Below are 21,452 nucleotides of genomic sequence, written 5' to 3'. Positions count from 1 at the left end.
GTCAATGGATGCCTCTGCGCACAGAAAACAGCTGGCGCCACGGCGCCGTTTTGGTAAATCCCGAACTCACCCGGTTTGCCCTCTGGGCACCGGATGCCCACGAGGTCACGCTTGAACTGGAGGATGGTCAGTCACTGGCCATGACCTCAGAGCCTGAAGGCTGGTTTGCTCTGGAGGCCCGCTGCAAGGCGGGCACCCGATACCAGTTCAACATCGACGGGGAGCTCAAGGTCCCCGACCCCGCTTCCCGCGCTCAGGCTGACGACGTTCACTCACACAGTGTTGTCGTCGACCCGCTTGCTTACCAGTGGAAAAACACCGACTGGAATGGCCGCCCCTGGCACGAAGCAGTCATTTATGAACTGCACGTCGGCGCGTTGGGAGGCTATGCAGGTGTTGAAAAACATTTGCAGCATCTGGCCGACCTTGGTGTGACTGCCATCGAACTGATGCCTCTGGCGCAATTTCCCGGCGACCGCAACTGGGGCTACGACGGCGTGCTGCCGTATGCGCCGCAGTCCTCCTACGGCACGCCCGAGCAGCTCAAGCACCTGATCGACACGGCGCACGGGCACGGTCTGGCGGTCATTCTGGACGTCGTCTACAACCACTTCGGGCCGGATGGCAATTATCTGGGCAGTTACGCCAAGGAATTTTTCCGCAGCGACCTGCACACGCCATGGGGCGACGCCATCGACTTCCGACGTCCGCAAGTACGTGACTACTTCGTCGACAACGCACTGATGTGGCTGCTCGAATACCGTTTTGACGGTCTGCGCATGGACGCTGTGCACGCGATCCGCGACGAAACGTTCCTGCCCGAATTCGCCGAACGTGTACGTGAACAGATCGAACCAGGTCGACACGTGTGGCTGAATCTGGAAAACGAATTCAACCAGGCCAGCCTGCTCGCCGACAAGGGTTTTGACGCCCAGTGGGATGACGATGGGCATAACACGCTGCATGTGCTGCTGACCGGCGAAACCGACGCCTACTACTCGGATTTTGCACAGGAGCCGACACAGAAGCTGGCCCGCCTGTTGAGCGAAGGCTTCGTGTATCAGGGCGAACAGACCCGGCACGGCCACACACGCGGTGAGCCCAGCGGCCATCTGCCGCCCAGCGCTTTCGTGCTGTTTCTGCAGAACCATGACCAGATCGGTAACCGCGCGCTCGGCGAACGCCTGCCGCAACTCTGCCCTGCCCCTGCACTCAAGGCGGCCACCGCCCTGTTGCTGCTGTCGCCAATGATTCCACTGATGTTCATGGGCGATGAATGGGCGGCCAGCGAGCCGTTTCTGTTCTTCACCAGCCATCATGGTGAACTGGCGGATCTGGTGCGCGAAGGTCGACGCAGCGAATTTGCCGATTTCGCCGCATTCGCCGATCCGGAACGTCGCGAACACATTCCCGACCCCAATGATCCGAAAACCTTCGAAGCCTCGCGCCCGGCTTTTGCAGCGCTGGACCTGGAAACGGACGCAGGACTGGATCATCGCAACTGGCTGGCGCTCTACAAACAATTGCTGGCCCTGCGTAAGGAAGAAATCATTCCACGCCTGCCCGGTGCCACCGCGATAGGCACCAGGATTCTGGCGGATCATGCCGTCAGCGCCTCCTGGCGCATGGGCGACGGCAGTGTGCTGCGCATCGACCTGAACCTGAGCGAGAAAGCTGTCAACGCTTCGCAACAGAAAGGTGCGAGAGTGATTTTCTCCACGCAGCCAAAATCGTCCGAACTTTCACATCAAGGCATCCTCAATCCTTACACGGCGATTGTCAGCCTGACAGGCCGTGATGTTCTGGAGGAACAGGATGAGCAATGAGCAATTGGAAAGGCTTGCCACCGAAGCAGGCCTGTCGGTGCACTGGGTCGATGCCAACGCTCGTCCACAGACTGTCAGCCACGATGTGTTGCGCAAGGTTCTCGAAGCGCTGGGCTATCCGGCCGATGGCAGCGAAGCCATCGATGCCAGCCTGCAGCGCTTGCAGGCTGCCCGCGAGGGCGCAGGCGCACCGCCGCTGTTGACTGTCGATCAAGACTGCAAGCTGGACCTGTCCGCCTGGTTCAAGCCCGAGACGCCCTTTACCCTGCATCTGGAAGACGGCTCGTCACTGGACGCCAGACTGACTGCCAACGCCGAGCTGCCCGCCCTCGCGCCGCCGGGTTATCAGCAACTGGACATCGAGGGGCAACACCTGACCATCGCCGTCGCGCCCAAGACCTGTTTCAGCATGTCCATGGCCACCGACACACGCAAGCCTCGTGCATGGGGCCTCACGGCCCAGCTGTACGGATTGCGGCGCGAAGGTGATGGCGGTTTCGGTGATACACAGGCACTGGAATCGCTGGTCCGCTCAGCGGGCGAACGAGGCGCCGATGCGCTGGCGATCAGTCCGATTCATGCCATGTTCGCCAGCGATCCGCATCGCTACAGCCCTTACTCGCCTTCCAGCCGACTGTTTCTCAACAGCCTTTACGCCTCGCCGGGTGCCATTCTGGGCGAACGAGCCTGGCGTCAGGCAATCGAAGACGCCGGTGTTGCCGATGAACTGAAACGCCTTGAGGCCCTGCCGCTGATCGACTGGCCCGCTGCTGCTGCCGCCAAGTGGAAAGCGTTACACGCTTTGTACGAAGCATTCAGCGCCGGTTCGCACCCTCTGCACGAAGACTTCAACAGTTTCCGACATAGCGGTGGTGAAGCGCTGGAGAACCACTGCCGATTCGAAGCCCTGCGCGCCGAATGTCCGGGCATGGGCATCAGTGACAACTGGCACGAGTGGCCCGATGAGCTGAAAGATCCCCGCAACCCGGCAGTGTCGGCATTCGCAGCTGAACATGGCCCGCAGATCAGTTTTCATGCCTTTACCCAGTGGCTCATTGCTCGCGGTCTTGAGCGTGCCCAGGTCGCTGCACGCAGCAGTGGCATGCGCGTCGGCCTGATCGCCGATCTGGCCGTCGGTGCCGATGGCGGCGGCAGCCAGGCCTGGAGCCGTCAGGACGAACTGTTGTCGGCCCTCACGGTTGGCGCGCCGCCTGACATCCTGAATCGCGCCGGCCAAAGCTGGGGCATCTCGGCGTTTTCTCCCGACGGCCTGAAGCGCAATGGTTTCCGCGCTTTCATTGAAATGCTGCGCGCCAATTTTGCCCATGCAGGCGGTCTGCGCATCGACCATGTGATGGGCCTGCAACGCCTCTGGGTGATACCGCTAGGCTCGCCACCCAGCGAAGGCGCTTACCTGAATTTTCCGCTGGACGACATGCTGCGTCTGCTGAGCCTGGAGTCGCTGCGTCATGAAGCGATCGTGCTCGGCGAAGACCTCGGCACGGTGCCTGAGGGCCTTAGCGAAAAACTCAGCGCCCGCGAGATGCTGGGCATGCGCGTGCTGTTGTTCGAACAGAACAACGGTTCCTTCAAGCCGATTCTGGATTGGTCCGATGAGGCACTGGCAACCACCAGTACCCACGACCTGCCGACGCTGGCCGGCTGGCTCAGCGAACTGGACATCGAATGGAACGCGCGACTGGGGCATGTGGACGCGCAAAGCGAACAGCACTGGCGTGAAGAGCGTGCGCGTGAGTACAACGCGTTGCGTCGGGCCTTGAGCCAGAGCAATGACGGCTTCGATGAACACACTGAAGACCCGGTGCAGATCATCGATGCCAGCATCCGCTACCTGGGCCACACCCGTGCGCCGCTGGTGCTGCTGCCCATAGAAGACGCGCTGGGCGTTCAGGAGCAGGCCAACCTGCCCGGCACCATCGACAGCCACCCTAACTGGCGCAGACGCCTACCCGGCGATGCCGCCTCACTCCTTGATACTGAAGATGCTGCTCGACGACTGGAATTGCTGTCCCAATCCCGGCTGCAAGCTGCGGAGCGTGACCAATGAATCGCCCTTTACAACCATTGAGAGCCACACAACGTCTGCAGTTTCACAAAGACTTTACCCTCGATGATGCGGTGCCACTGGTACCGTACTTTGCCAGTCTGGGCATCAGCCACCTGTATGCATCGCCGATTCTCAAGGCGCGCGCAGGCTCCATGCACGGCTACGACGTAGTGGATCCGACCATCATCAACCCCGAGCTGGGCGGCGAGCCCGCCCTGCTCCGTCTGGTGGCGGCCCTGCGTGAGCATGGCATGGGCATCATCCTGGATATCGTTTCCAACCACATGGCAGTGGGCGGTGCAGATAATCCCTGGTGGCTCGATCTGCTCGAATGGGGACGTCGCAGTCCGTACGCCGACTTCTTCGACATCCAGTGGAATTCACCGGATCCGTTGCTCGCCGGTCAGCTGCTTCTGCCGTTTCTGAGCAGCGATTACGGCACGGTGCTGCAGGCAGGCGAAATTCCGCTGCGCTTCGATGCACAGCGCGGTGCCTTTCATATCGAGCACTATCAGCACCACTTCCCGATCTGCCCGACCACTTACGACTCGCTGTTACAGCACACTGACCACCCGAAACTGAAAGAACTGGGTGAGCGTTTCGCAGCGCTGAATCAGTATCCGCAAGCGTACGAACGAGCACGTCAGGCCAAGGCAGAGCTCGCCGAACTGGCGAACGATCCGCAGGTGCTCAAGGCCATCGAACAGATCATTGCCCGATTCGACTCCAGTCAGCCTGAAGGTTTTGATCGTCTTCATCAGTTGCTGGAGCGTCAGTACTATCGTCTGGCGAGCTGGCGCACCGCCGGTGACGACATCAACTGGCGGCGTTTCTTCGACATCAACGAGCTGGGCGGCTTGCGCGTAGAGCGTCCGAATGTCTTCGAAGCCACCCACGGCAAGATCTTCCAACTGATCGCCGACGGCCTCATCGACGGCCTGCGTATCGACCACATCGACGGCCTGGCCAACCCACGCGGTTACGGACGTAAACTGCATCGTCGCGTCCAGGGTCTGTTGAGCCAGCGACCGGCCGAAGCCAGACTGAATCATCTGCCGATTTTTGTAGAAAAGATTCTTGGCCCTGACGAACCCCTGCGCGAAGACTGGAGCGTGGACGGCACGACCGGCTACGAATTCATGAACCAGGTGTCGCTGCTGCAACACGACCCCAAGGGTGAAGCCCCGTTGGGCGCGCTGTGGAGCCGTCTGAGTGAACGTACTGCCAACTTCGATGAGGAAGTACTGGTGGCGCGTGATCTGGTGCTGCATGGCACGCTGGCGGGTGATTTCGAAAACGTTGCGCAGTCGCTGCTGCAGGTGGCGCGCAGCGACCTGATGAGCCGTGACCTGACGCTGGGGGCGATTCGCCGCGCCTTGCTGGCTCTGATCGTGAACTTCCCGGTGTACCGCACCTACATCACCGTCTGCGGGCGTTCGGCAGAAGACGAGCGATTCTTCCAGCAGGCCATGGAAGGTGCGCGCTCGACGCTCAATGAAGGTGACTGGCCTGTGCTGGATTATCTCGCGCGCTGGCTGGGCGGCGAGCCGTGGAGAAAGCTGCCGCGTGGCCACCTGCGCAAGCTGTACAAGAACGCGTGCGTGCGTTTCCAGCAGTTGACCTCACCTGTGGCGGCAAAATCGGTGGAAGACACCTCGTTCTATCGTTCGGCCGTACTGCTGTCGCGCAACGATGTGGGCTTCCATCCGCAACATTTCAGTGCGCCGGTTGAAGAGTTTCACAAGGCATGCATCCAGCGCATCGAGACATTCCCGGACAATCTGCTGGCCACTGCGACCCATGATCACAAGCGCGGCGAAGACACCCGTACACGTCTGGCGGTACTCAGCGAATGTGCTGACTGGTACGCCGAGCAGGTAGAGCGCTGGCGCCAGCTGGCAATGCCGCTCAAAGGTGAAGAGCCTGTGATCAGCGCGGGTGATGAGCTAATGCTCTATCAGGCGTTGCTGGGTAGTTGGCCGCTGGATCTGGAAGGCGAGCACGCTCACGAAGACTATGCAAAGCGCATGGTGCAATGGCAGGAAAAGGCCCTGCGCGAAGCCAAGCTGCAAAGCAGCTGGAGTGCGCCGAACCAGCCTTATGAAACGGCGTGCCGAGAGTTTCTGCAACGCATCCTGCTGGCCCCTGAAGCCCTCGCGCTGCGCCAGTCCCTGAGTGCCACCGCCAATCGCATCGCCACTGCCGGTGCGCTCAATAGTCTGGCGCAAACCTTGCTACGCTTGACGGTGCCCGGTGTGCCTGATCTGTATCAGGGCACCGAGTTCTGGGATTTCAGTCTGGTCGACCCGGACAACCGCAGGCCTGTGGACTACGCTGCTCGGCAACAGGCTCTGACAGAGAATGTCAGCGCACCCGAGCTGTTGACTCATTGGCATGACGGCCGGATCAAACAGGCGCTGATTGCAGCGGCGCTCAACGTGCGTTCCGCGCATCCGACGCTGTTCAGCGAGGGGGAATACCTTCCTCTGGAAGTGAAAGGCAGTCATGCCGAAAGGGTACTGGCGTTCGCGCGGGTAACGGCGAACGAGCGTGCAATCGTGGTGGTGCCGCGCATAAGCAGTGAACTATTGGGCACTGCGCAGGCTCCATTCATTAATCCTGCTCAATGGGGCGACACACGTATCAGCGTGCCGTTTGCAGATTCAGATCAGCAGTGGAAAGGCCTCTTTTCCGACGTCGTCGTGATGAGTGATGGGGAAATACCGCTCAGCGCAGCGCTAGAAGAATTTTCCGTCAATTTGCTTATTCAAACTATGTAATACCTGGGAGTGTCGAGATGAGTGCCGACGAAAAAAGAATCCGTGAATTTGCCTATCAGATCTGGGAGTCCGAAGGCAAGCCTTCCGGCCACGATGCACGCCATTGGGAAATGGCGCGCAAGCTGGCGGAAGCAGAGGCCCTGGCTCCGGACAAGAGCACTGCGCGCAAATCCAACAAGCCCAAACTGCCGGAAGTCGACAGCGCCAAGGCACCCGCCAAAGGCCCGGCCAAGCCGGTGGCCAAGGCAGTGCCTGACGCCAAGCCTGCTGCCAAACCCGCAGCATCCAAGCCGGCAGCGGCTCCCAAGCCAAAAGCCCCGGCCAAGCCTAAACCGGCTCCCGTGGCCGCTTCGGGTGACGCGCCAGCCAAGCCAGCACCGAAGAAACCACGCAAGCCATCGAATACTTGAAACTCTTCTGTCTTCACACAAGTCCATTGTCGCAGGCTTCATCCGGTTCCCGGTGAGGCCTGCGGTAACTCCAAACTTTAACTTCAGTGTTGAAGCCCGCTCGGCTTCGATAACGGTTTCGGCCGGTTAGAAAATCATTCGACGTCAGGAAGGCACCATGAATACGAAGTCCACATCAGCGGCAGATGAAAGTTCGGCCACACCAGAAAACCCTGCCAGTACCCCGTCACGTATCCGTGAAGGACTTCCCTTCCCGCTCGGTGCCAGCTGGGATGGCCTGGGCGTCAACTTCGCGATCTTCTCGGCCAACGCCACCAAGGTTGAGCTGTGCCTGTTCGACGCCTCGGGCGAAGTGGAACTGGAACGCATCGAGCTTCCGGAATACACCGACGAGATCTACCATGGCTACCTGCCGGATGCTCACCCGGGCCTGATTTACGGCTACCGTGTATACGGACCGTACGACCCGCAGAATGGCCACCGTTTCAACCACAACAAGCTGCTGATCGACCCGTACGCCAAGCAACTGGTCGGCGAGCTGAAATGGTCGGAAGCCCTGTTCGGCTATACCATCGGCCACCCCGACGGCGACCTGAGCTTCGACGAGCGTGACAGCGCGCCTTTCGTGCCCAAGAGCAAAGTCATCGACCCGGCGTACACCTGGGGCCGTGACCAGCGCGTCGGCATCCCATGGGACAAGACCATTGTCTACGAGACCCACGTGCGCGGTTTCACCATGCGTCATCCATCGGTCCCGGAGGAGCTGCGCGGTACGTTCGCGGGCCTGGGATCAGCCGACGTGGTCGATCACATCCGCAAACTGGGCGTGACGTCGGTCGAGCTGCTGCCGATCCATGCGTTCGTCAATGACCAGCACTTGCTGCAAAAGGGCATGACCAACTACTGGGGCTATAACAGCATCGCGTTCTTCGCCCCTGATCCACGTTACCTGGCACACGGCAAGATCGCCGAGTTCAAGGAAATGGTTGCGCACATGCACCATGCCGGGCTCGAAGTGATTCTGGATGTGGTCTACAACCACACCGCCGAAGGCAACGAGCTGGGCCCTACCCTGTCCATGCGCGGTATCGATAACGCGTCGTACTATCGCCTGATGCCGGATGACAAGCGCTACTACATCAACGATTCCGGCACCGGCAACACGCTGGACCTGAGTCACCCGTGCGTCCTGCAGATGGTCACCGACTCCCTGCGCTACTGGGCTTCGGAAATGCATGTCGACGGCTTCCGCTTCGACCTGGCAACCATTCTGGGTCGCTACCACGATGGCTTCGACGAGCGTCACAGTTTCCTGGTTGCCTGCCGTCAGGATCCGGTCCTGCGTCAGGTCAAGCTGATTGCCGAGCCGTGGGACTGTGGCCCCGGGGGTTATCAGGTCGGCGGCTTCCCGCCGGGCTGGATGGAATGGAACGACAAGTTCCGCGACACCGTTCGCGCCTTCTGGAAAGGCGATGAAGGCCAACTGGCCGACTTCGCTGCACGCATGACAGCCTCCGGGAACATGTTCAACCAGCGCGGTCGTCGCCCTCAGGCGTCGGTGAACTTCATCACCGCGCATGACGGCTTCACGTTGCACGACCTCGTGTCGTACAACGACAAGCACAACGAGGCCAACGACGAAAACAACCAGGACGGCAGCAACAACAACCTGTCCTGGAACCATGGCGTCGAAGGTCCGACCGAAGACCCGGAAATCAACGCGCTGCGTCTGCGTCAGATGCGCAACTTCTTCGCCACGCTGCTGCTTGCTCAGGGCACGCCGATGATTGTCGCCGGTGACGAGTTTGCCCGTACCCAGCACGGCAACAACAACGCCTACTGCCAGGACAGCGAAATTGGCTGGGTGAACTGGGATCTGGATGGCGACGGCGAAGCACTGCTCAAGTTCGTCACCCGCGTGATCAAACTGCGTCAGAGCTACCCGATCCTGCGTCGTAGCCGCTTCCTGGTGGGCGATTACAACGAGGAAATCGGCGTCAAGGACGTGACCTGGCTCTCGCCGGACGGCAACGAGATGACTGTGGATCAATGGCACGACAGCAATGGCCGTTGCCTGGGCATGCTGATGGATGGCCGCGCACAGGAAACCGGTATTCGTCGTCCGGGCGCCGATGCCACGCTGTTGCTGGTGGTCAACGCGCACCATGATGGCGTCAACTTCACCCTGCCGGAAGTACCGGAAGGCACTCACTACACCTGCCTGATCGACACCAATCAGGATGACGCACGCAGCAAGGAGCAATTCAGTTTCGGCACTGAATACACTGTTACCCCTCGCTCGCTGCTGCTGTTCGAACTCAAGCGTGAAGATCAGCAATGACCCAAGCCTTGAGTGAGTTTCTCGACTGGCGCAGGCACGGCTATGCCGATACGCGTGCGCTGGGCGAGTGCTTGCAGGCAATGGTCAACGAAGGGCTCGACCGGATCCCCCTGCCTGCCAGCGGCCAGACGCTTGAGCGCTGGCAGGCACTGGCCTGCGTTGCAGGCCATGATCTGGGGTTATGCAAGTTGTACGAGGGGCACACGGACGCCATGGCAATCATGGCGGAACTGGGTGCCCCGCCCCCTGAACACTTCAGTACCTGGGGAATGTGGGCGGCCGAGCCGCCGCAAGCCCGGGTACTTCTCAGCGGCGAAGACGATTCGCTGAGACTCAATGGACGCAAGGCCTGGTGCTCGGGCGCTTCGGCGCTCAGCCATGCCCTGATCACCGTATGGGACGACCATCAGCGTCAGCAACTGGTGGCAGTGCCACTGGGCCAGCCGGGCGTGACAATCGGCACCGATGGTTGGCGCGCCGTCGGCATGGGCGCGACCGGCAGTGTCGACGTGCTGTTCGATCAGGCCACCGGATACCTGGTCGGCACTCCCGGCGACTACCTGAACAGAGCAGGCTTCTGGCAAGGCGGCATTGGTATCGCGGCCTGCTGGTATGGCGCCTCTCGGTCCATCGCACAACGATTGTTGCAACAGCCAGGCAAGCGCGACGATCCCCATGCGCTGGCGCACCTGGGCGCAGTGGATACAGCGCTTCATGGTGCATCCAGCGTATTACAGGCAGCGGCTGTCAAGATCGATCACACGCCGCTTGGCGACGCTCAGTTACTTGCCAGACGCTGTCGCGCAGTCGTCGAACAGTGCGCCGAGCAGGTCATTCAGCACGCAGGTCGCGCATTGGGTGCAGGCCCTTACTGCAAGGATGCGCACTTTGCTCGCCTGAGCGCCGATCTTCCGGTGTTCCTGCGCCAGAGCCATGCCGAACGGGACCTCGCCGCGCTTGGCGAACAGGTGCGTACTCATCTCCCGGCTGCCAGTACCTGGTCGCTGCTCAAACAGGCTGTCGATCATGGGTGAAGGTTTCGTTGTCAGTGAGGACGATTCGGGGCGCGGCACGCCGCTCGAAGCCTGGAACGCCTCGAAGAAACTGGGGGCGCTGGCGGCAATCACGGCTGACCTGCTGGTGCCGCCCAACTGCAGGGCGGTCATCATTGCGCCCCACCCTGACGATGAAGTGCTGGGCTGCGGCGGCCTGATGCGGCAACTGGCGCAACTGGAGCGCACGCTGCTGCTGATTTCAGTGACTGACGGCACAGCGAGCCACCCTGGCTCGCCGTTATGGCCTGTGCAGCGTCTGAGCGCGGTCCGGCCACAGGAAAGCGCCGAAGCGCTCGAGCGTCTGGAGATTCCAAAGGACCGACTGGCGTGGATTCGTGGCGGGTTTCAGGACGGCGACGTCGCCAGCGATGAAGACCGTCTCGTCGCCCTGCTTGAACAGCACCTCCGCCCCGCCGATGTGGTATTCGCCACATGGTCGAAAGACGGTCACGGGGATCATGAGGCGGTTGGCCGCGCCGCCGCACGTGCCTGTATGACCACTGGCGCGCAGCTGCATGAAATCCCGATCTGGGCCTGGCACTGGGCCGACCCGGAAGACGCGCGTCTGCCGTGGGATCGGGCGCGCAAGGTGCTGCTGGACCCGCAAACCATCGCTCGCAAGCGGGACGCTGCCCATGCCTTTGCCAGCCAGTTGCAGGGCGACCCCGGCATCGGTTTGTCGCCGGTATTACCGAACAGCGTGCTGGAGCGTTTGCTGCAACCTTTTGAAGTGGTTTTCACATGAGCGTGGCCGACAGCTATTTTGACGAACTTTTTCGCAACGACAGCGATCCGTGGGCGTTCAAGCAACGCTGGTACGAGCGACGCAAGCGGGCGCTGTGCCTGGCTGCGCTGCCCAACGAACACTACGCCGCTGTCTTTGAACCCGGTTGTGCCAATGGCGAACTCAGCGCCGAACTGGCCACACGCTGCGATGCGCTGTTGTGCTGTGATACCTCGCAGCGCGCCGTCGAGCTGGCGCGCGAGCGACTGATCGACGTTCCCCACGCTCGCGTGGTGCAGGCGCGCCTGCCGCAGCAATGGCCGGAAGGCCGGTTCGACCTGATTGTGTTCAGCGAACTGGGGTATTACCTGGACCTGGACGATCTGCACCGCTGGATCGACTGCGCGCTGGAAGCGCTCACGCCGGACGGCCAAATCCTTGCCTGCCACTGGCGGCCTGACATCGAAGATTGTCCATTGAACGCACAGCGCGTCCACAACGTGTTGAACGAGCGGCTCTCGATGCACCGACTTTTCAGTCATCACGAACAGGATTTCCTGCTGGATCTCTGGAGTCGCGATGACACATCTGTAGCAACAAGAGAATTTGCGGATGATCGGCGTTCTGATTCCGGTACATAACGAAGAGCGGTTGCTGGACCAGTGCCTGGAAACGGTCCTGATGGCTGCGGCGCACCCGAGCCTGAACGGTGAACGGGTCGAGGTGTTGGTAGTGCTCGACAGCTGTACCGATCAATCGGCAGAGATCGCCCGTTTCTATGGCGTCATGACCCTCGACATTCAGGCGCGCAACGTCGGCCAGGCCCGCGCGCAAGGTGCCGCCTTTCTGCTCGACAGAGGTGCCCGCTGGCTGGCTTGTACCGATGGCGACAGCAGCGTGGCCTGTGACTGGCTCGCCGAACAACTGGCGCTGGATGCCGACGCAGTCTGTGGCACCGTGACACCTGGCGCGTGGGATCAGGGCGTTTCCAAGGCGGCACAGACCGCTTACAACGCGCATTATCAGCATCGCGACGGCCATCGTCACATCCACGGTGCCAACCTCGGCGTCAGTTCGATGGCCTACCTGCGTGCCGGCGGGTTCCCCGCACTGGCGTGCCACGAAGACGTGCATCTGGTTCGCCAACTGGAACTGTGCGGTGCACGCATCGCCTGGAGTTGCCGCCCTCGGGTTACGACCAGCACCCGACTGGACTCCAAGGCCCGGGGCGGATTCGGAGATTACCTGCGGTCGTTGAATACCTGAGTCTGACGCATCGCTATATGCGGCATCCAGCATGCGGCTTATTGATGATTGGCCGTCTGCATCCCGGAGTTGTCGGAACCGGACGCGCCCAGCGTGCTGGTGAAGAACCTGACCGCTTCGGCGCTCAGGGTGCGATGAATATCCGCCCGGTCAACGCCTTCGCGATCGTTGCAGACCATGGGCATGGTCGCCCGCTGGTCATCGGTGCAGGGTGCCATGAACACGAAGTGCCCTGCCCCAGCGAGCAGCTTGTAATCCGGCGCCTGCGGCAACTTGCGCGCCAGCGCTTCAGCGTTCTTGTCCAGCGCCAGCAACTGGTCATCGTCCCCTGCATACATCAGCACCGGAACATGCACATCACCCAGCGTCTGCCTGCCAAACATCAGACTGAGCGGTGCCATCAACATCAATGCACCTACCCTTCGATCAGCCTGCGGATGCAGGTCTTCACGGTCTGCCACCAGTTGACCCTGAGTCTTGCAGGCGTCGCGGTCGGTAGGTCGTTCGGTGCAGTATTGTTGCAGGCGTTTCAGGTCAGGCTGCGCGCCTGCCAGGATGAGTGCCGTCTCACCGCCGGCCGAATAACCGATCACACCCACCTGACGTGCGCTGAGATAAGGCGCAAGCATGGGGTCCGTCAGCGCGGCGCTGATGGCTTCTGAAATCTGCAGAGGTCTGCCGTAAAGATTGCTCAGGCTGCCGAGACGGCTGTGGTCTCGGTAGTTATCGCCGGGATGGACAACCGCCACGACAACGAAGCCCTGACGAGCAAGCGAGGTCGCCAGATCGTGCAACGCCAGCGGCGTGCCGGTGTTGCCATGAGAAAGCATCAGTAGCGGGAACCGCCCCAGAGCAATGGCTGCGTCTTCACCGGCCTCCACTCGATAACCCTGCACGTTACTGACTTGCTCTGGATCGGTGGACGGATAGAAAGCAATGGCCTGCATCGGCTGTGAATCCAGCGGATCGATAAAACTCAGCTCGTGAAAGCCCGCGCTCCATTCGCTGTCTGGCAGCACATTATCGGTGACGAAGTCGTCAGCCTGAACGTGCACCGAAATCAGGCTATCCAGCAGACAAATCAGCATCACTGCACAAAGACGTACCATGGCAAGGCCCAACCTTTGTAAGTCCCGGCAGGTGCCGGACAGTCCATTCATGCGCTTGTGTCGAGCTTCATGCTCCAGCGCCCCGCTCTCACATAAAATGAGAGTGCTTATTACCGAAATAGTGCATAAGCCGGGCCATCTATCTTCGCTGTTTTTTGCAACTGCCAACCACTGCGCAAAAATCGGCCCGATGCAGCGTTCAGGCGTGCAGTGTACTGCCGCGTACGTCGCGTTACCTGTAAGAAAGCTGTCAGTTGTTCACTGAACGGCGGGCATTAAAAAACTCCAGAGCCCTGCGCAACGCGCGGGCTGTGGAGTTTGATCGGAACAGGACGCTGTCAGGCCGCGAACAGCTTCTGCTCGATGTGCTGCTGCGCAGCGGTCAGCGCGTTGGCGCGAGGCTCTTCACCGTACGCAAGGCCTTCAGCGCGAACGAATTGCAGGTCGGTTACGCCGATGAACGCGAACATCAGCTTGAGGTAATCCTCGTGACCCACGCTGCTCGGCTGCCCGGCGTGTATGCCGCCGGAAGTCGAAACAATGATGACCTTCTTGTCGCCGCACAGACCCTCAGGACCGGCTTCGGTGTAACGGAAGGTTCTGCCTGCCACCGCGATGCGATCGATCCAGGCCTTCAACTGAGTCGGAATGGTGAAGTTGTACATCGGCGCACCGATGACGACCACGTCAGAATCCAGAAACTGCTGCAAGGTGGCTTCGTTGGTTGCGACTTCCTGCTGCTGGGCGGCGTCACGGCCTTCGACCGGAGTGCCTGCCGCAGCGAGGGTCGCTGGAGAGAAGTGGCCCAGCGCTTCGCTGGCCAGGTCGCGATAGGTGACGGCGCTGTCAGTGTGGGCGGCCTTGTAAGCCTCGACTACGCTGCGGCTGAGCTGGCGCGAAGCGGAGTGGTCACCAAGAATGCTGGAATCGATGTGCAGAATGTTCATAAGGGCTTCCCGAGTCATATCGTCATTGGGCGATCAAGTGGGAAGCATCCTATCGTTGTTCGTAATGCGTGATTAGTCGCCCTGAATGTGATTGTTCGTTCTACTGATAGAACTGTAGAGGGACTCGGGATTATGAGTCAGTTCCTTGAACGAGGTCTCGAACGCATCCAGCATCGCCCGGATGGCCGGGAGCAGCCCGCGCCGGGACGCAAACGCCGCATGGATCACGCCACACTTGGGCCGATGGGCGTCGAACAGCTCAATGAGGCGTCCCTGTTGAAGGGCGCTTCGAACCAGAATCTCCGGCAGTTGCGCCACGCCGACACCCTGCAGGGCACCTTGCAGAATGGCATCGAGGTCCGAACAGATCAGCCGTGGCGAATGGCGCACTTCCACATACTCCCCCGCTCCGTTTTCCAGCAACCAGCGATGGTTCGGGGTGGCCGAGATCAGGTCCAGCGTGGGCAGGCTTGCCAGGTCCTCGAACGAGGCATCAACGCCAATCTGCGCTGCCAGATCCGGGTGAGCCACCAGCCGCTGGGCGCTGTAGCCCAGCGTCTTGACCACCAGCCCTTCGTCTTCCAGTGGCGGGAAGCGCACACGCAGGGCGATGTCGATGTTCTCGGACAGCGGATCGACCCGGCGATTGGTGCTCTCGATATACACCTGCACCTTGGGATGTGCAGCCATGAATCGGGCTACGGTTTCATTGATGCCCATCGCACCCATGGCGGGCGGACAGCTGAGAGAAATTCGGCCCTGGGGTTCGGATCTGGAACGCTGAATGGCTTCTTCCGCCGCCTCGGCCTCCACAAGCATCGCGACACAATGCCCATAGTAGTCTCGCCCGCTTTCGGTCACGGCGAACTTGCGCGTGGAGCGCTGGATCAGCCTGACGCCCAGTCGTTCTTCAAGCCCTGCAATGCGGCGGCTGAGCTTGGACTTGGGAATACCCAGCTTGCGCCCCGCAGGCGCAAATCCCCGGCACTCGACTACCTGGACGAAATAAAACAGATCATTGAGATCGAACACCGGCCACCTCGCACGCTCAGAGGGCGCGAGTATCAGTGCTTACCGATCCGCAGTCAAAAACGCCAGCACCGGCCCGGTAAACGCTTCACCTGCCTCAACACTGGACAGGTGAGCGGCCGGAAGCTCGATCATCTGTGCCCTTGAGATACGCTCAAGCATGAAGCGCCCGTCAGCAGGCGTGGTGACGGCATCTTCGGTGCCGCAGACCACCAGCACCGGCAGCTTGATCGACGCGATCTGTTCGCGATAATCCGCATCACGCACCGCCGCGCAGTTGGCCGCATATCCCTGAGGCGAGGTGTGCGCCAGCATGCCGACAATGGCATCGACTGTCGCAGGTTCGGCGTTCGCAAAAGATGGCGTGAACCAGCGGGCAATCGATGCGTCACGCAACGCAACCATCGCCGACTGGCCGTCGCGCAGCACCGTTTCGATACGCGGGTTCCAGACATCGGGGTTGCCGATTTTCGCTGCAGTGTTGCACAGCACCACGCGTTGCAAGCGCTCCGGAGCATTGATTGCCAGCCATTGACCAATCAGACCGCCCATGGAAAGCCCGCAGAAAAACACCTTGTCCAGGTTCAGCGCGTCCAGCAAGGCCAGCACATCCCGGCCATTCTGTTCGATGCTGTAGGTGCCCTCGCTGACCAGCGACTGCCCATGGCCACGCGTGTCGTAACGCAACACACGGAAATGTTCGGTCAGTGCTGCAATCTGGTTGTCCCACATGTGCAGGTCGGTGCCCAGCGAGTTGGAAAGCACCAGAACAGGCGCGTCCTGCGGGCCTTCGAGCAGATAATTCAGCGGGCCATCGGCGAATTGCACGGCAGACATTCGAAGCTCCAGAGAAAGCGAAACCTGAACACTAATGAGTGTCGGGACGTCATACAATCCACTGATCAAATATCCGTGCGGCTATCGAACACCTTACCGGTTGCCACACAGGGCAAGGAGCGCACCATGCGAACCGAAGACATCGCGACTTTCTGCCTGGACTTGCCAGGCGCGCGGGAAGACTACAAATGGGGCGGGATACGGGTGTTTTCCATCGCGGGCAATAAAATGTTCGCGGTCATGGACCTCGTAGGTCAGGGATTGTCCTTCAAGGTTCACCCTGATCTGTTTCTGGGCTACGTCGACCGCCCGGGCGTGCGCCCTGCCCCGTATCTGGCCCGTGCACACTGGATCAGCGTGCCGGAGCCCCACGCCCTGAGCGACGACGAGATTCGCGACCTGCTGACCCGTTCACATCAACTGGTGGTCGCCAAGCTGCCCAAACGCCAGCAGATTGCGCTGAAGCTATAAGGGCAGCGGCACCCAGTGCCAAAGCCGACGGCCCAGAAACAGCCAGTCTATCCAGAAGGCCTGATGCACCAGCACGATCAGCCAGAACACCACCTGAAAGGACACCTTGCGGGTCTTGTGCCGAAACGTTTGCTGCGCCAGCAACGCGCCCGGCCAGCCTCCCAGCAGCTCGGTGGCGTGCAGCACATTTTCCGGGGTGCGCTGCCCGCCTTTGCCAGCCTGCAATTTGTCGTGTCGATACAACACGAAAGACAGCAGACTCATTACCGCGATCACGATCGCCGGGATCAGCAGCCCCTGCCTGATCCACAGCACTGCCGCCCCATACACCGGCAGTGCGCACAACACCACCAGAATCAGCAATTTGAGGCGCAGCGCCTGAACCGGTGCCTTGCGCTGCCGGGCAGGCGTTCTGGCCTCGCGGGCTGACGTCATGCCTTGGCTGCCGCCCAGTCGATCCAGCCGAACTGCCAGGTCGCCAGAATCAACAGACCGAACGCAATGCGATACCAGGCAAACACGGCATAGCTATGAGTGGCGATGAACTTGAGCAGACCGCGCACCGCAATCATGGCAAAAATGAAAGAGGTGACGAAGCCGATGGCGAAAACCGCAACGTCGTCAGGACGAAACATGTCACGGTACTTGTAGCCCGAGTACCCCGCAGCGCCCACCATGGTCGGCATGGCCAGAAAGAACGAAAACTCAGTGGCTGCCTTGCGCGACAGACCGAACAGCAGACCGCCAATGATGGTCGAGCCGGAACGCGAAGTACCCGGAATCATCGCCAGACACTGCACCAGGCCGACTTTCAACGCATCGGTCCATTTCATGTCGTCGACGGTCTCGGCGCGCACCACATGCTCGCGGCGCTCGGCCCACAACATGATTACGCCGCCGATGACCAGAGCAGTCGCTACCGTGATGGGGTTGAACAGGTAATGGTGGATCAGGTCGGCGAAGATCACGCCCAGAATCACCGCTGGCATGAACGCGATCAGCAGGTTGAGGGTGAAACGCTGCGCCTGCTGCTGTTTGGGCAAGCCCACGACCACATCCAGGATCTTGCGCCGGAACTCCCAGACCACCGCAAGAATGGCGCCCAACTGGATGATGATATTGAACGCCGCCGCGCGGTCGCCGCCGAAGTCGATCAAGTCCGCAACAATAATCTGGTGACCCGTGCTCGAAATCGGCAAAAACTCCGTCAGTCCTTCTACAACACCCAATATCAACGCCTGAGCAGCGGTCCAAAGATCCATCATTCCCCCATACAGCGATACCCGAGGTTCGCTGGTTTGTATTGTCGTATGAAAAAAGCCTGCCACTATGCCGCTGCGAAGCTGAACGAAGCTTGAAGAAGCGCTGCAAAAACGCCGAATGCTAGCAGACCTTTCGGCGTAACGCCTGCTGGTGGTGTGAGCTTGCCACCAGCCCCTGCCCCTTGCGCCCGGAACCGCTTACAATCCCCGGCCCTGCACATCCCGCTATCAAGGAGCCGCCATGTCCGGGCTTGAACTATTTGCTGCCGCCATCGGCGTGATCGCGGTCTGGCTAACGGTCAAGCAAAACCCGTGGTGCTGGCCGATCGGCCTGGTCATGGTGGTGATCTACATCTGGATTTTCTACGACGTAAAACTTTACTCGGACATGCTTTTGCAGGCGATCTACGCCGGATTGCAGGTCTACGGCTGGCTGCAATGGACACGCCATGGCAGCAGTTTGCCGGTGCGTGCGGTCACGGCGCTGCGTGGCGGCTCGGTTGCCGCGGGGCTGGCCATTGGCGTCGTCATCAGTCTGGCACTGGGCGCCGGCATGGCCCACTTCACCGATGCCGCGCAACCCTGGCTGGATGCGGCGCTGACCGGTTTCAGCCTGGTGGCGCAGGTCTGGATGGCACAAAAGCGCGTGCAGTGCTGGCCATTGTGGATCGTGCTTGACGTCATTTTTGTCGGCCTGTTCGTCTACAAGGACCTCTACCTGACGGCAGCGCTCTACGGGCTATTCACCCTGCTCGCCGTTCAGGGCTGGCGTGAATGGCGCAACGATCTGGCACTGGCCCAATGAAGGTTCTGGTGCTGACTGGCCCGGAGTCCAGCGGCAAAAGCTGGCTCTGTGCGGCTATACACAAGCGTTTTGGCGGTGTTCTGGTCGATGAATACGTGCGTCACTTCATCGACGAACAGGGTCGCGACACGGTCTATGACGACATTACCGCCATCGCTCAGGGTCAACTCGACCGGGAAGACGCCGCGCGCGCAACAAAGCCTGCGCTGCTGATTCTCGACACGCACCTGTTGAGCAACATGCTCTGGAGCCGCACGCTGTTCGGCGATTGTCCGCAGTGGATCGAGCAGCAATTACTCAAAAGACACTATGACCTGCACCTGCTGCTGTCTCCCGAAGGCGTCGAATGGATCGGTGACGGGCAACGCTGCCAGCCGGAACTGGCAGAGCGTCAGGCGTTTTTCAGCGCCAGTCGGCAATGGCTCGATCAGCATGCGCAACGCTACGAATTGATCGAAGGCGACTGGCAACAACGCCATGACCAGGCCATGGCTGCCGTCAGCCGACTGTTATCGACTTCACCGGATCTGATGCTTGTGCAGCAAGCGGTAGAACGTCGGGCGCGAAATACCTAAGACCTTTGCCGCCACGCTGAGGTTGTCGCTGTGGCGGGTCAGCACGTCGCACAAGGCCTGCCGTTCTGCACGGGACTTATAGTCATCCAGCGTTCCCATGCTGCTGACAATGTCCTCTTCTCCCAGCAACCCCAGATCCACAGCCTCGATCTGCCGACCTTCGGCCAGGACCAGACCGCGTCGCACTCGGTTGGCCAGCTCGCGCACATTGCCCGGCCAGTCATGCTTGCCCATGGCAATCAGCGCATCCTGACTGAAATTACGGGCGCGCCTGCCGGTTTCCTGGCTGTAAAAGTGAGCAAAATGATTGGCCAGCATCGCCAGATCGCCATGTCGTTCACGCAGCGGAGCCGTGCCGACCTGCAGTACGTTGAGCCGGTAATACAGGTCCTCCCGAAAGCGCTTCTTGCGAATGGCCGCCTCGAGGTCCACATGGGTGGCGGCCAGCACCCGGACATCCACAGGAATCGGCTCACTGCTGCCGATACGCTCGATCTGCCGATCCTGTAAGAAGCGCAACAGGTGCGCCTGGGTCTCGAGGGGCAGATCGCCGATTTCATCGAGAAACAGGGTGCCGCCGTCTGCGGCTTCAATCCGCCCGACCTTGCGTTCCTGAGCGCCATTGAATGCGCCTTTCTCATAGCCGAACAGCTCGGCGTGGATCAGATGTTCGGCGATGGCACCGCAATTAACAGCCACGAACGGCTTGTTACGTCGTTGAGACTGCGCGTGCAGCGTGCGTGCGACCAGTTCCTTGCCCGTGCCGCGCTCGCCACGAATCATGACAGGCGACTCCGTCGGTGCCAGCTTGCCAAGCAGCCGCCGCAACTCCCGAATCGGTCTGCTCTCGCCCAGCATCTCGTGTTCGCTGCTGGAAGTCTGGGCCGCACCCTGCGCCCTAAGCCGAGCCATGCCATAGGCACGACCCAAGGTGACCTGCATGCGGGCGACATCGAACGGCAGGGTATGGAAATCGAAAAACCACTCGCAGACGAAATCCCCGATCTTTTCCCGGCGCAGGTCATCCGGTGCCAGCACCGCGATCCATTGGGTATTGGTGCGAGTAATGAGTTCCTTGACCATCTCGGGATGCTCGAAATGGTCAGGCATCAGGCGGATCAAACCGACATCGCAGCTGAGATTGAGCGCCGACTCGAGCGTACTGCTGTCCACCGCCCATCCGGCAGCGTGCAGGACAGGGATCAATAGATGACAATCATCACAGGGGTCAACAATTAACAGACGTCGCGTTGGGGCCGATTCATGCATAGAGGTTCCTTGGCGCCCGGCGTCGAATTAAGGTTATGAAAAACGTTTTATAAACAGTATGTTGGCGAGCCCGATCCTTACATTAGCAAATATTTGACACCGCCTTGTACCGTTTGCATCTAATGGCAATAACCAAACGTCATTAGTGCTGTAACGCGGCTTTTACGACTGTGGTCCGTAACGGAATTAGAAAATTTTCAAAAATGTGTGTGACTCATGTGCCCCTCCCGTTCATCAACACAAGTAACCAGCCGGACGGTAAGCCCGCCGACGTGACTGAATTGATATGGGCACTTTGAGGAATTGACCATGAACGCCCCACTGCGCTTCAACGATGCACTTCTGATCGCTGGACACGCTTTTGAACCCTTCCAGTGTGTTGCCTGGGCACCACAGGACGGGAACGGCGAACTGAGCCTGACCGTTATCGATCGCACCAGCACCCGAATTGGCCGCAAGCAGATTCCGAGCAGCACCTATTCGGACAAGCAGCAGCTGGCCAGCGCGCTAGAGCAGGCCCGCGCTGAAATAAGTAACGAAGGGTACGACCTCAAGCCCTGGACCATGCCAGCCTGAGTCGCTGCTTGATCGGGCCTGTCGAGCTGCGCTCGACACCGATCGCGCCCACCGCTCTGCGTGGGCATGCCGCCCGAGACGCTCCGAAATGGCACAGATTGC

General features: G+C 60.4%; 20 protein-coding genes. 13 read left to right on the top strand and 7 right to left on the bottom strand.

The genetic code is table 11. From position 1 onward, the window contains the following. Positions 1-8 precede the first annotated feature (8 nt). From treZ to AO065_RS15920, 9 genes are all read left to right on the top strand, one after another. Positions 9-1,826: a malto-oligosyltrehalose trehalohydrolase gene (treZ, locus tag AO065_RS15960; RefSeq protein WP_004879697.1), complete on the top strand. Its 1,818-nt coding sequence runs from the start codon at positions 9-11 to the stop codon at positions 1,824-1,826. Continuing rightward, positions 1,816-3,894, top strand: a complete 2,079-nt coding sequence (gene malQ / locus AO065_RS15955) for a 4-alpha-glucanotransferase (protein ID WP_004879698.1) — start codon at positions 1,816-1,818, stop codon at positions 3,892-3,894. The genes treZ and malQ overlap by 11 nt, the downstream gene beginning before the upstream one ends. Continuing rightward, positions 3,891-6,674, top strand: a complete 2,784-nt coding sequence (locus tag AO065_RS15950; RefSeq protein WP_004879701.1) for a malto-oligosyltrehalose synthase — start codon at positions 3,891-3,893, stop codon at positions 6,672-6,674. The genes malQ and AO065_RS15950 overlap by 4 nt, the downstream gene beginning before the upstream one ends. A gap of 17 nt (positions 6,675-6,691) precedes the next feature. Further along, a complete protein-coding gene (locus AO065_RS15945; RefSeq protein WP_004879703.1) occupies positions 6,692-7,084 on the top strand; it encodes a DUF2934 domain-containing protein in 393 nt (130 codons plus the stop codon). 157 nt (positions 7,085-7,241) lie between these two features. Continuing rightward, positions 7,242-9,425: a glycogen debranching protein GlgX gene (gene glgX, locus AO065_RS15940; RefSeq protein WP_004879705.1), complete on the top strand. Its 2,184-nt coding sequence runs from the start codon at positions 7,242-7,244 to the stop codon at positions 9,423-9,425. Next, on the top strand, positions 9,422-10,459 hold the full coding sequence (locus AO065_RS15935) for an acyl-CoA dehydrogenase family protein (RefSeq protein ID WP_004879707.1): 1,038 nt from the start codon (positions 9,422-9,424) through the stop codon (positions 10,457-10,459). The genes glgX and AO065_RS15935 overlap by 4 nt, the downstream gene beginning before the upstream one ends. Continuing rightward, positions 10,452-11,225, top strand: coding sequence for a PIG-L deacetylase family protein (locus AO065_RS15930; protein ID WP_004879708.1), 774 nt, complete (start codon positions 10,452-10,454; stop codon positions 11,223-11,225). Before AO065_RS15935 ends, AO065_RS15930 begins: the two co-directional genes overlap by 8 nt. Beyond that, positions 11,222-11,845 carry an SAM-dependent methyltransferase gene (locus tag AO065_RS15925; protein WP_004879710.1) on the top strand — a complete coding sequence of 208 codons (624 nt, stop codon included), beginning with the start codon at positions 11,222-11,224 and terminating at the stop codon, positions 11,843-11,845. Before AO065_RS15930 ends, AO065_RS15925 begins: the two co-directional genes overlap by 4 nt. Next, complete coding sequence (locus tag AO065_RS15920; protein WP_004879712.1) at positions 11,817-12,470, top strand: glycosyltransferase family 2 protein; 654 nt, start codon at positions 11,817-11,819, stop codon at positions 12,468-12,470. Before AO065_RS15925 ends, AO065_RS15920 begins: the two co-directional genes overlap by 29 nt. Positions 12,471-12,508: 38 nt before the next feature. Here AO065_RS15920 and AO065_RS15915 read toward each other — a convergent pair whose 3' ends face one another. The 4 genes from AO065_RS15915 to pcaD all read right to left on the bottom strand — a co-directional run bounded on the left by AO065_RS15915 (position 12,509) and on the right by pcaD (position 16,392). Then, entirely contained in the window at positions 12,509-13,579 is a 1,071-nt protein-coding gene (locus AO065_RS15915) for an alpha/beta hydrolase family protein (protein WP_004879714.1), read from the bottom strand. Positions 13,580-13,917: 338 nt separating this feature from the next. Next, positions 13,918-14,526 (bottom strand): FMN-dependent NADH-azoreductase, encoded by a 609-nt coding sequence (locus AO065_RS15910; protein WP_004879717.1) that lies wholly within the window; start codon positions 14,524-14,526, stop codon positions 13,918-13,920. A 72-nt stretch (positions 14,527-14,598) separates the two neighbouring features. Beyond that, positions 14,599-15,558, bottom strand: a complete 960-nt coding sequence (locus tag AO065_RS15905; RefSeq protein ID WP_004879720.1) for a LysR substrate-binding domain-containing protein — start codon at positions 15,556-15,558, stop codon at positions 14,599-14,601. Between the two features lie 39 nt (positions 15,559-15,597). Further along, positions 15,598-16,392 carry a 3-oxoadipate enol-lactonase gene (gene pcaD / locus AO065_RS15900; protein WP_004879722.1) on the bottom strand — a complete coding sequence of 265 codons (795 nt, stop codon included), beginning with the start codon at positions 16,390-16,392 and terminating at the stop codon, positions 15,598-15,600. A 126-nt stretch (positions 16,393-16,518) separates the two neighbouring features. Here pcaD and AO065_RS15895 point away from each other — a divergent pair, with 126 nt between their 5' ends. Then, positions 16,519-16,863, top strand: a complete 345-nt coding sequence (locus AO065_RS15895; protein WP_004879723.1) for an MmcQ/YjbR family DNA-binding protein — start codon at positions 16,519-16,521, stop codon at positions 16,861-16,863. On the opposite strand, the gene AO065_RS15890 is transcribed toward AO065_RS15895, so the two are convergent. Next, positions 16,858-17,298, bottom strand: coding sequence for a DUF1294 domain-containing protein (locus AO065_RS15890; protein ID WP_004879725.1), 441 nt, complete (start codon positions 17,296-17,298; stop codon positions 16,858-16,860). The two genes, AO065_RS15895 and AO065_RS15890, sit on opposite strands and share 6 nt — an antisense overlap. Then, positions 17,295-18,125, bottom strand: coding sequence for an undecaprenyl-diphosphate phosphatase (locus AO065_RS15885; protein ID WP_004879726.1), 831 nt, complete (start codon positions 18,123-18,125; stop codon positions 17,295-17,297). Before AO065_RS15885 ends, AO065_RS15890 begins: the two co-directional genes overlap by 4 nt. Before the next feature lie 241 nt (positions 18,126-18,366). Between AO065_RS15885 and pnuC the strand changes: the two genes are divergently transcribed. Together pnuC and AO065_RS15875 are read left to right on the top strand one after the other, a co-directional pair. Further along, complete coding sequence (gene pnuC / locus AO065_RS15880; RefSeq protein WP_004879728.1) at positions 18,367-18,930, top strand: nicotinamide riboside transporter PnuC; 564 nt, start codon at positions 18,367-18,369, stop codon at positions 18,928-18,930. Beyond that, positions 18,927-19,505, top strand: a complete 579-nt coding sequence (locus tag AO065_RS15875) for an AAA family ATPase (RefSeq protein ID WP_004879730.1) — start codon at positions 18,927-18,929, stop codon at positions 19,503-19,505. The genes pnuC and AO065_RS15875 overlap by 4 nt, the downstream gene beginning before the upstream one ends. Here the strand turns inward: AO065_RS15875 and AO065_RS15870 are convergent. Next, positions 19,449-20,774 carry a sigma-54 dependent transcriptional regulator gene (locus AO065_RS15870; protein ID WP_004879732.1) on the bottom strand — a complete coding sequence of 442 codons (1,326 nt, stop codon included), beginning with the start codon at positions 20,772-20,774 and terminating at the stop codon, positions 19,449-19,451. The genes AO065_RS15875 and AO065_RS15870 overlap by 57 nt on opposite strands. Positions 20,775-21,083: 309 nt before the next feature. On the opposite strand from AO065_RS15870, the gene AO065_RS15865 reads away from it, so the two are divergent. Continuing rightward, positions 21,084-21,350 carry a hypothetical protein gene (locus AO065_RS15865; protein WP_004879734.1) on the top strand — a complete coding sequence of 89 codons (267 nt, stop codon included), beginning with the start codon at positions 21,084-21,086 and terminating at the stop codon, positions 21,348-21,350. Positions 21,351-21,452 lie beyond the last annotated feature (102 nt).

The organism is Pseudomonas viridiflava (assembly GCF_001642795.1).
Classification (GTDB): Bacteria; Pseudomonadota; Gammaproteobacteria; order Pseudomonadales; family Pseudomonadaceae; genus Aquipseudomonas; species Aquipseudomonas viridiflava.
This window is presented reverse-complemented; position numbering and strand designations above follow the sequence as displayed.

Excerpts from the sequence above, each read along its gene's own strand:
- treZ (WP_004879697.1), top strand. The coding sequence starts at position 9 with ATGCCTCTGCGCACAGAAAACAGCTGGCGCCACGGCGCCGTTTTGGTA.
- malQ (WP_004879698.1), top strand. The coding sequence starts at position 1,816 with ATGAGCAATGAGCAATTGGAAAGGCTTGCCACCGAAGCAGGCCTGTCG.
- AO065_RS15950 (WP_004879701.1), top strand. The coding sequence starts at position 3,891 with ATGAATCGCCCTTTACAACCATTGAGAGCCACACAACGTCTGCAGTTT.
- AO065_RS15945 (WP_004879703.1), top strand. The coding sequence starts at position 6,692 with ATGAGTGCCGACGAAAAAAGAATCCGTGAATTTGCCTATCAGATCTGG.
- glgX (WP_004879705.1), top strand. The coding sequence starts at position 7,242 with ATGAATACGAAGTCCACATCAGCGGCAGATGAAAGTTCGGCCACACCA.
- AO065_RS15935 (WP_004879707.1), top strand. The coding sequence starts at position 9,422 with ATGACCCAAGCCTTGAGTGAGTTTCTCGACTGGCGCAGGCACGGCTAT.
- AO065_RS15930 (WP_004879708.1), top strand. The coding sequence starts at position 10,452 with ATGGGTGAAGGTTTCGTTGTCAGTGAGGACGATTCGGGGCGCGGCACG.
- AO065_RS15925 (WP_004879710.1), top strand. The coding sequence starts at position 11,222 with ATGAGCGTGGCCGACAGCTATTTTGACGAACTTTTTCGCAACGACAGC.
- AO065_RS15920 (WP_004879712.1), top strand. The coding sequence starts at position 11,817 with ATGATCGGCGTTCTGATTCCGGTACATAACGAAGAGCGGTTGCTGGAC.
- AO065_RS15915 (WP_004879714.1), bottom strand. The coding sequence starts at position 13,579 with ATGGTACGTCTTTGTGCAGTGATGCTGATTTGTCTGCTGGATAGCCTG.
- AO065_RS15910 (WP_004879717.1), bottom strand. The coding sequence starts at position 14,526 with ATGAACATTCTGCACATCGATTCCAGCATTCTTGGTGACCACTCCGCT.
- pcaD (WP_004879722.1), bottom strand. The coding sequence starts at position 16,392 with ATGTCTGCCGTGCAATTCGCCGATGGCCCGCTGAATTATCTGCTCGAA.
- AO065_RS15895 (WP_004879723.1), top strand. The coding sequence starts at position 16,519 with ATGCGAACCGAAGACATCGCGACTTTCTGCCTGGACTTGCCAGGCGCG.
- AO065_RS15890 (WP_004879725.1), bottom strand. The coding sequence starts at position 17,298 with ATGACGTCAGCCCGCGAGGCCAGAACGCCTGCCCGGCAGCGCAAGGCA.
- AO065_RS15885 (WP_004879726.1), bottom strand. The coding sequence starts at position 18,125 with ATGGATCTTTGGACCGCTGCTCAGGCGTTGATATTGGGTGTTGTAGAA.
- pnuC (WP_004879728.1), top strand. The coding sequence starts at position 18,367 with ATGTCCGGGCTTGAACTATTTGCTGCCGCCATCGGCGTGATCGCGGTC.
- AO065_RS15875 (WP_004879730.1), top strand. The coding sequence starts at position 18,927 with ATGAAGGTTCTGGTGCTGACTGGCCCGGAGTCCAGCGGCAAAAGCTGG.
- AO065_RS15870 (WP_004879732.1), bottom strand. The coding sequence starts at position 20,774 with ATGCATGAATCGGCCCCAACGCGACGTCTGTTAATTGTTGACCCCTGT.
- AO065_RS15865 (WP_004879734.1), top strand. The coding sequence starts at position 21,084 with ATGAACGCCCCACTGCGCTTCAACGATGCACTTCTGATCGCTGGACAC.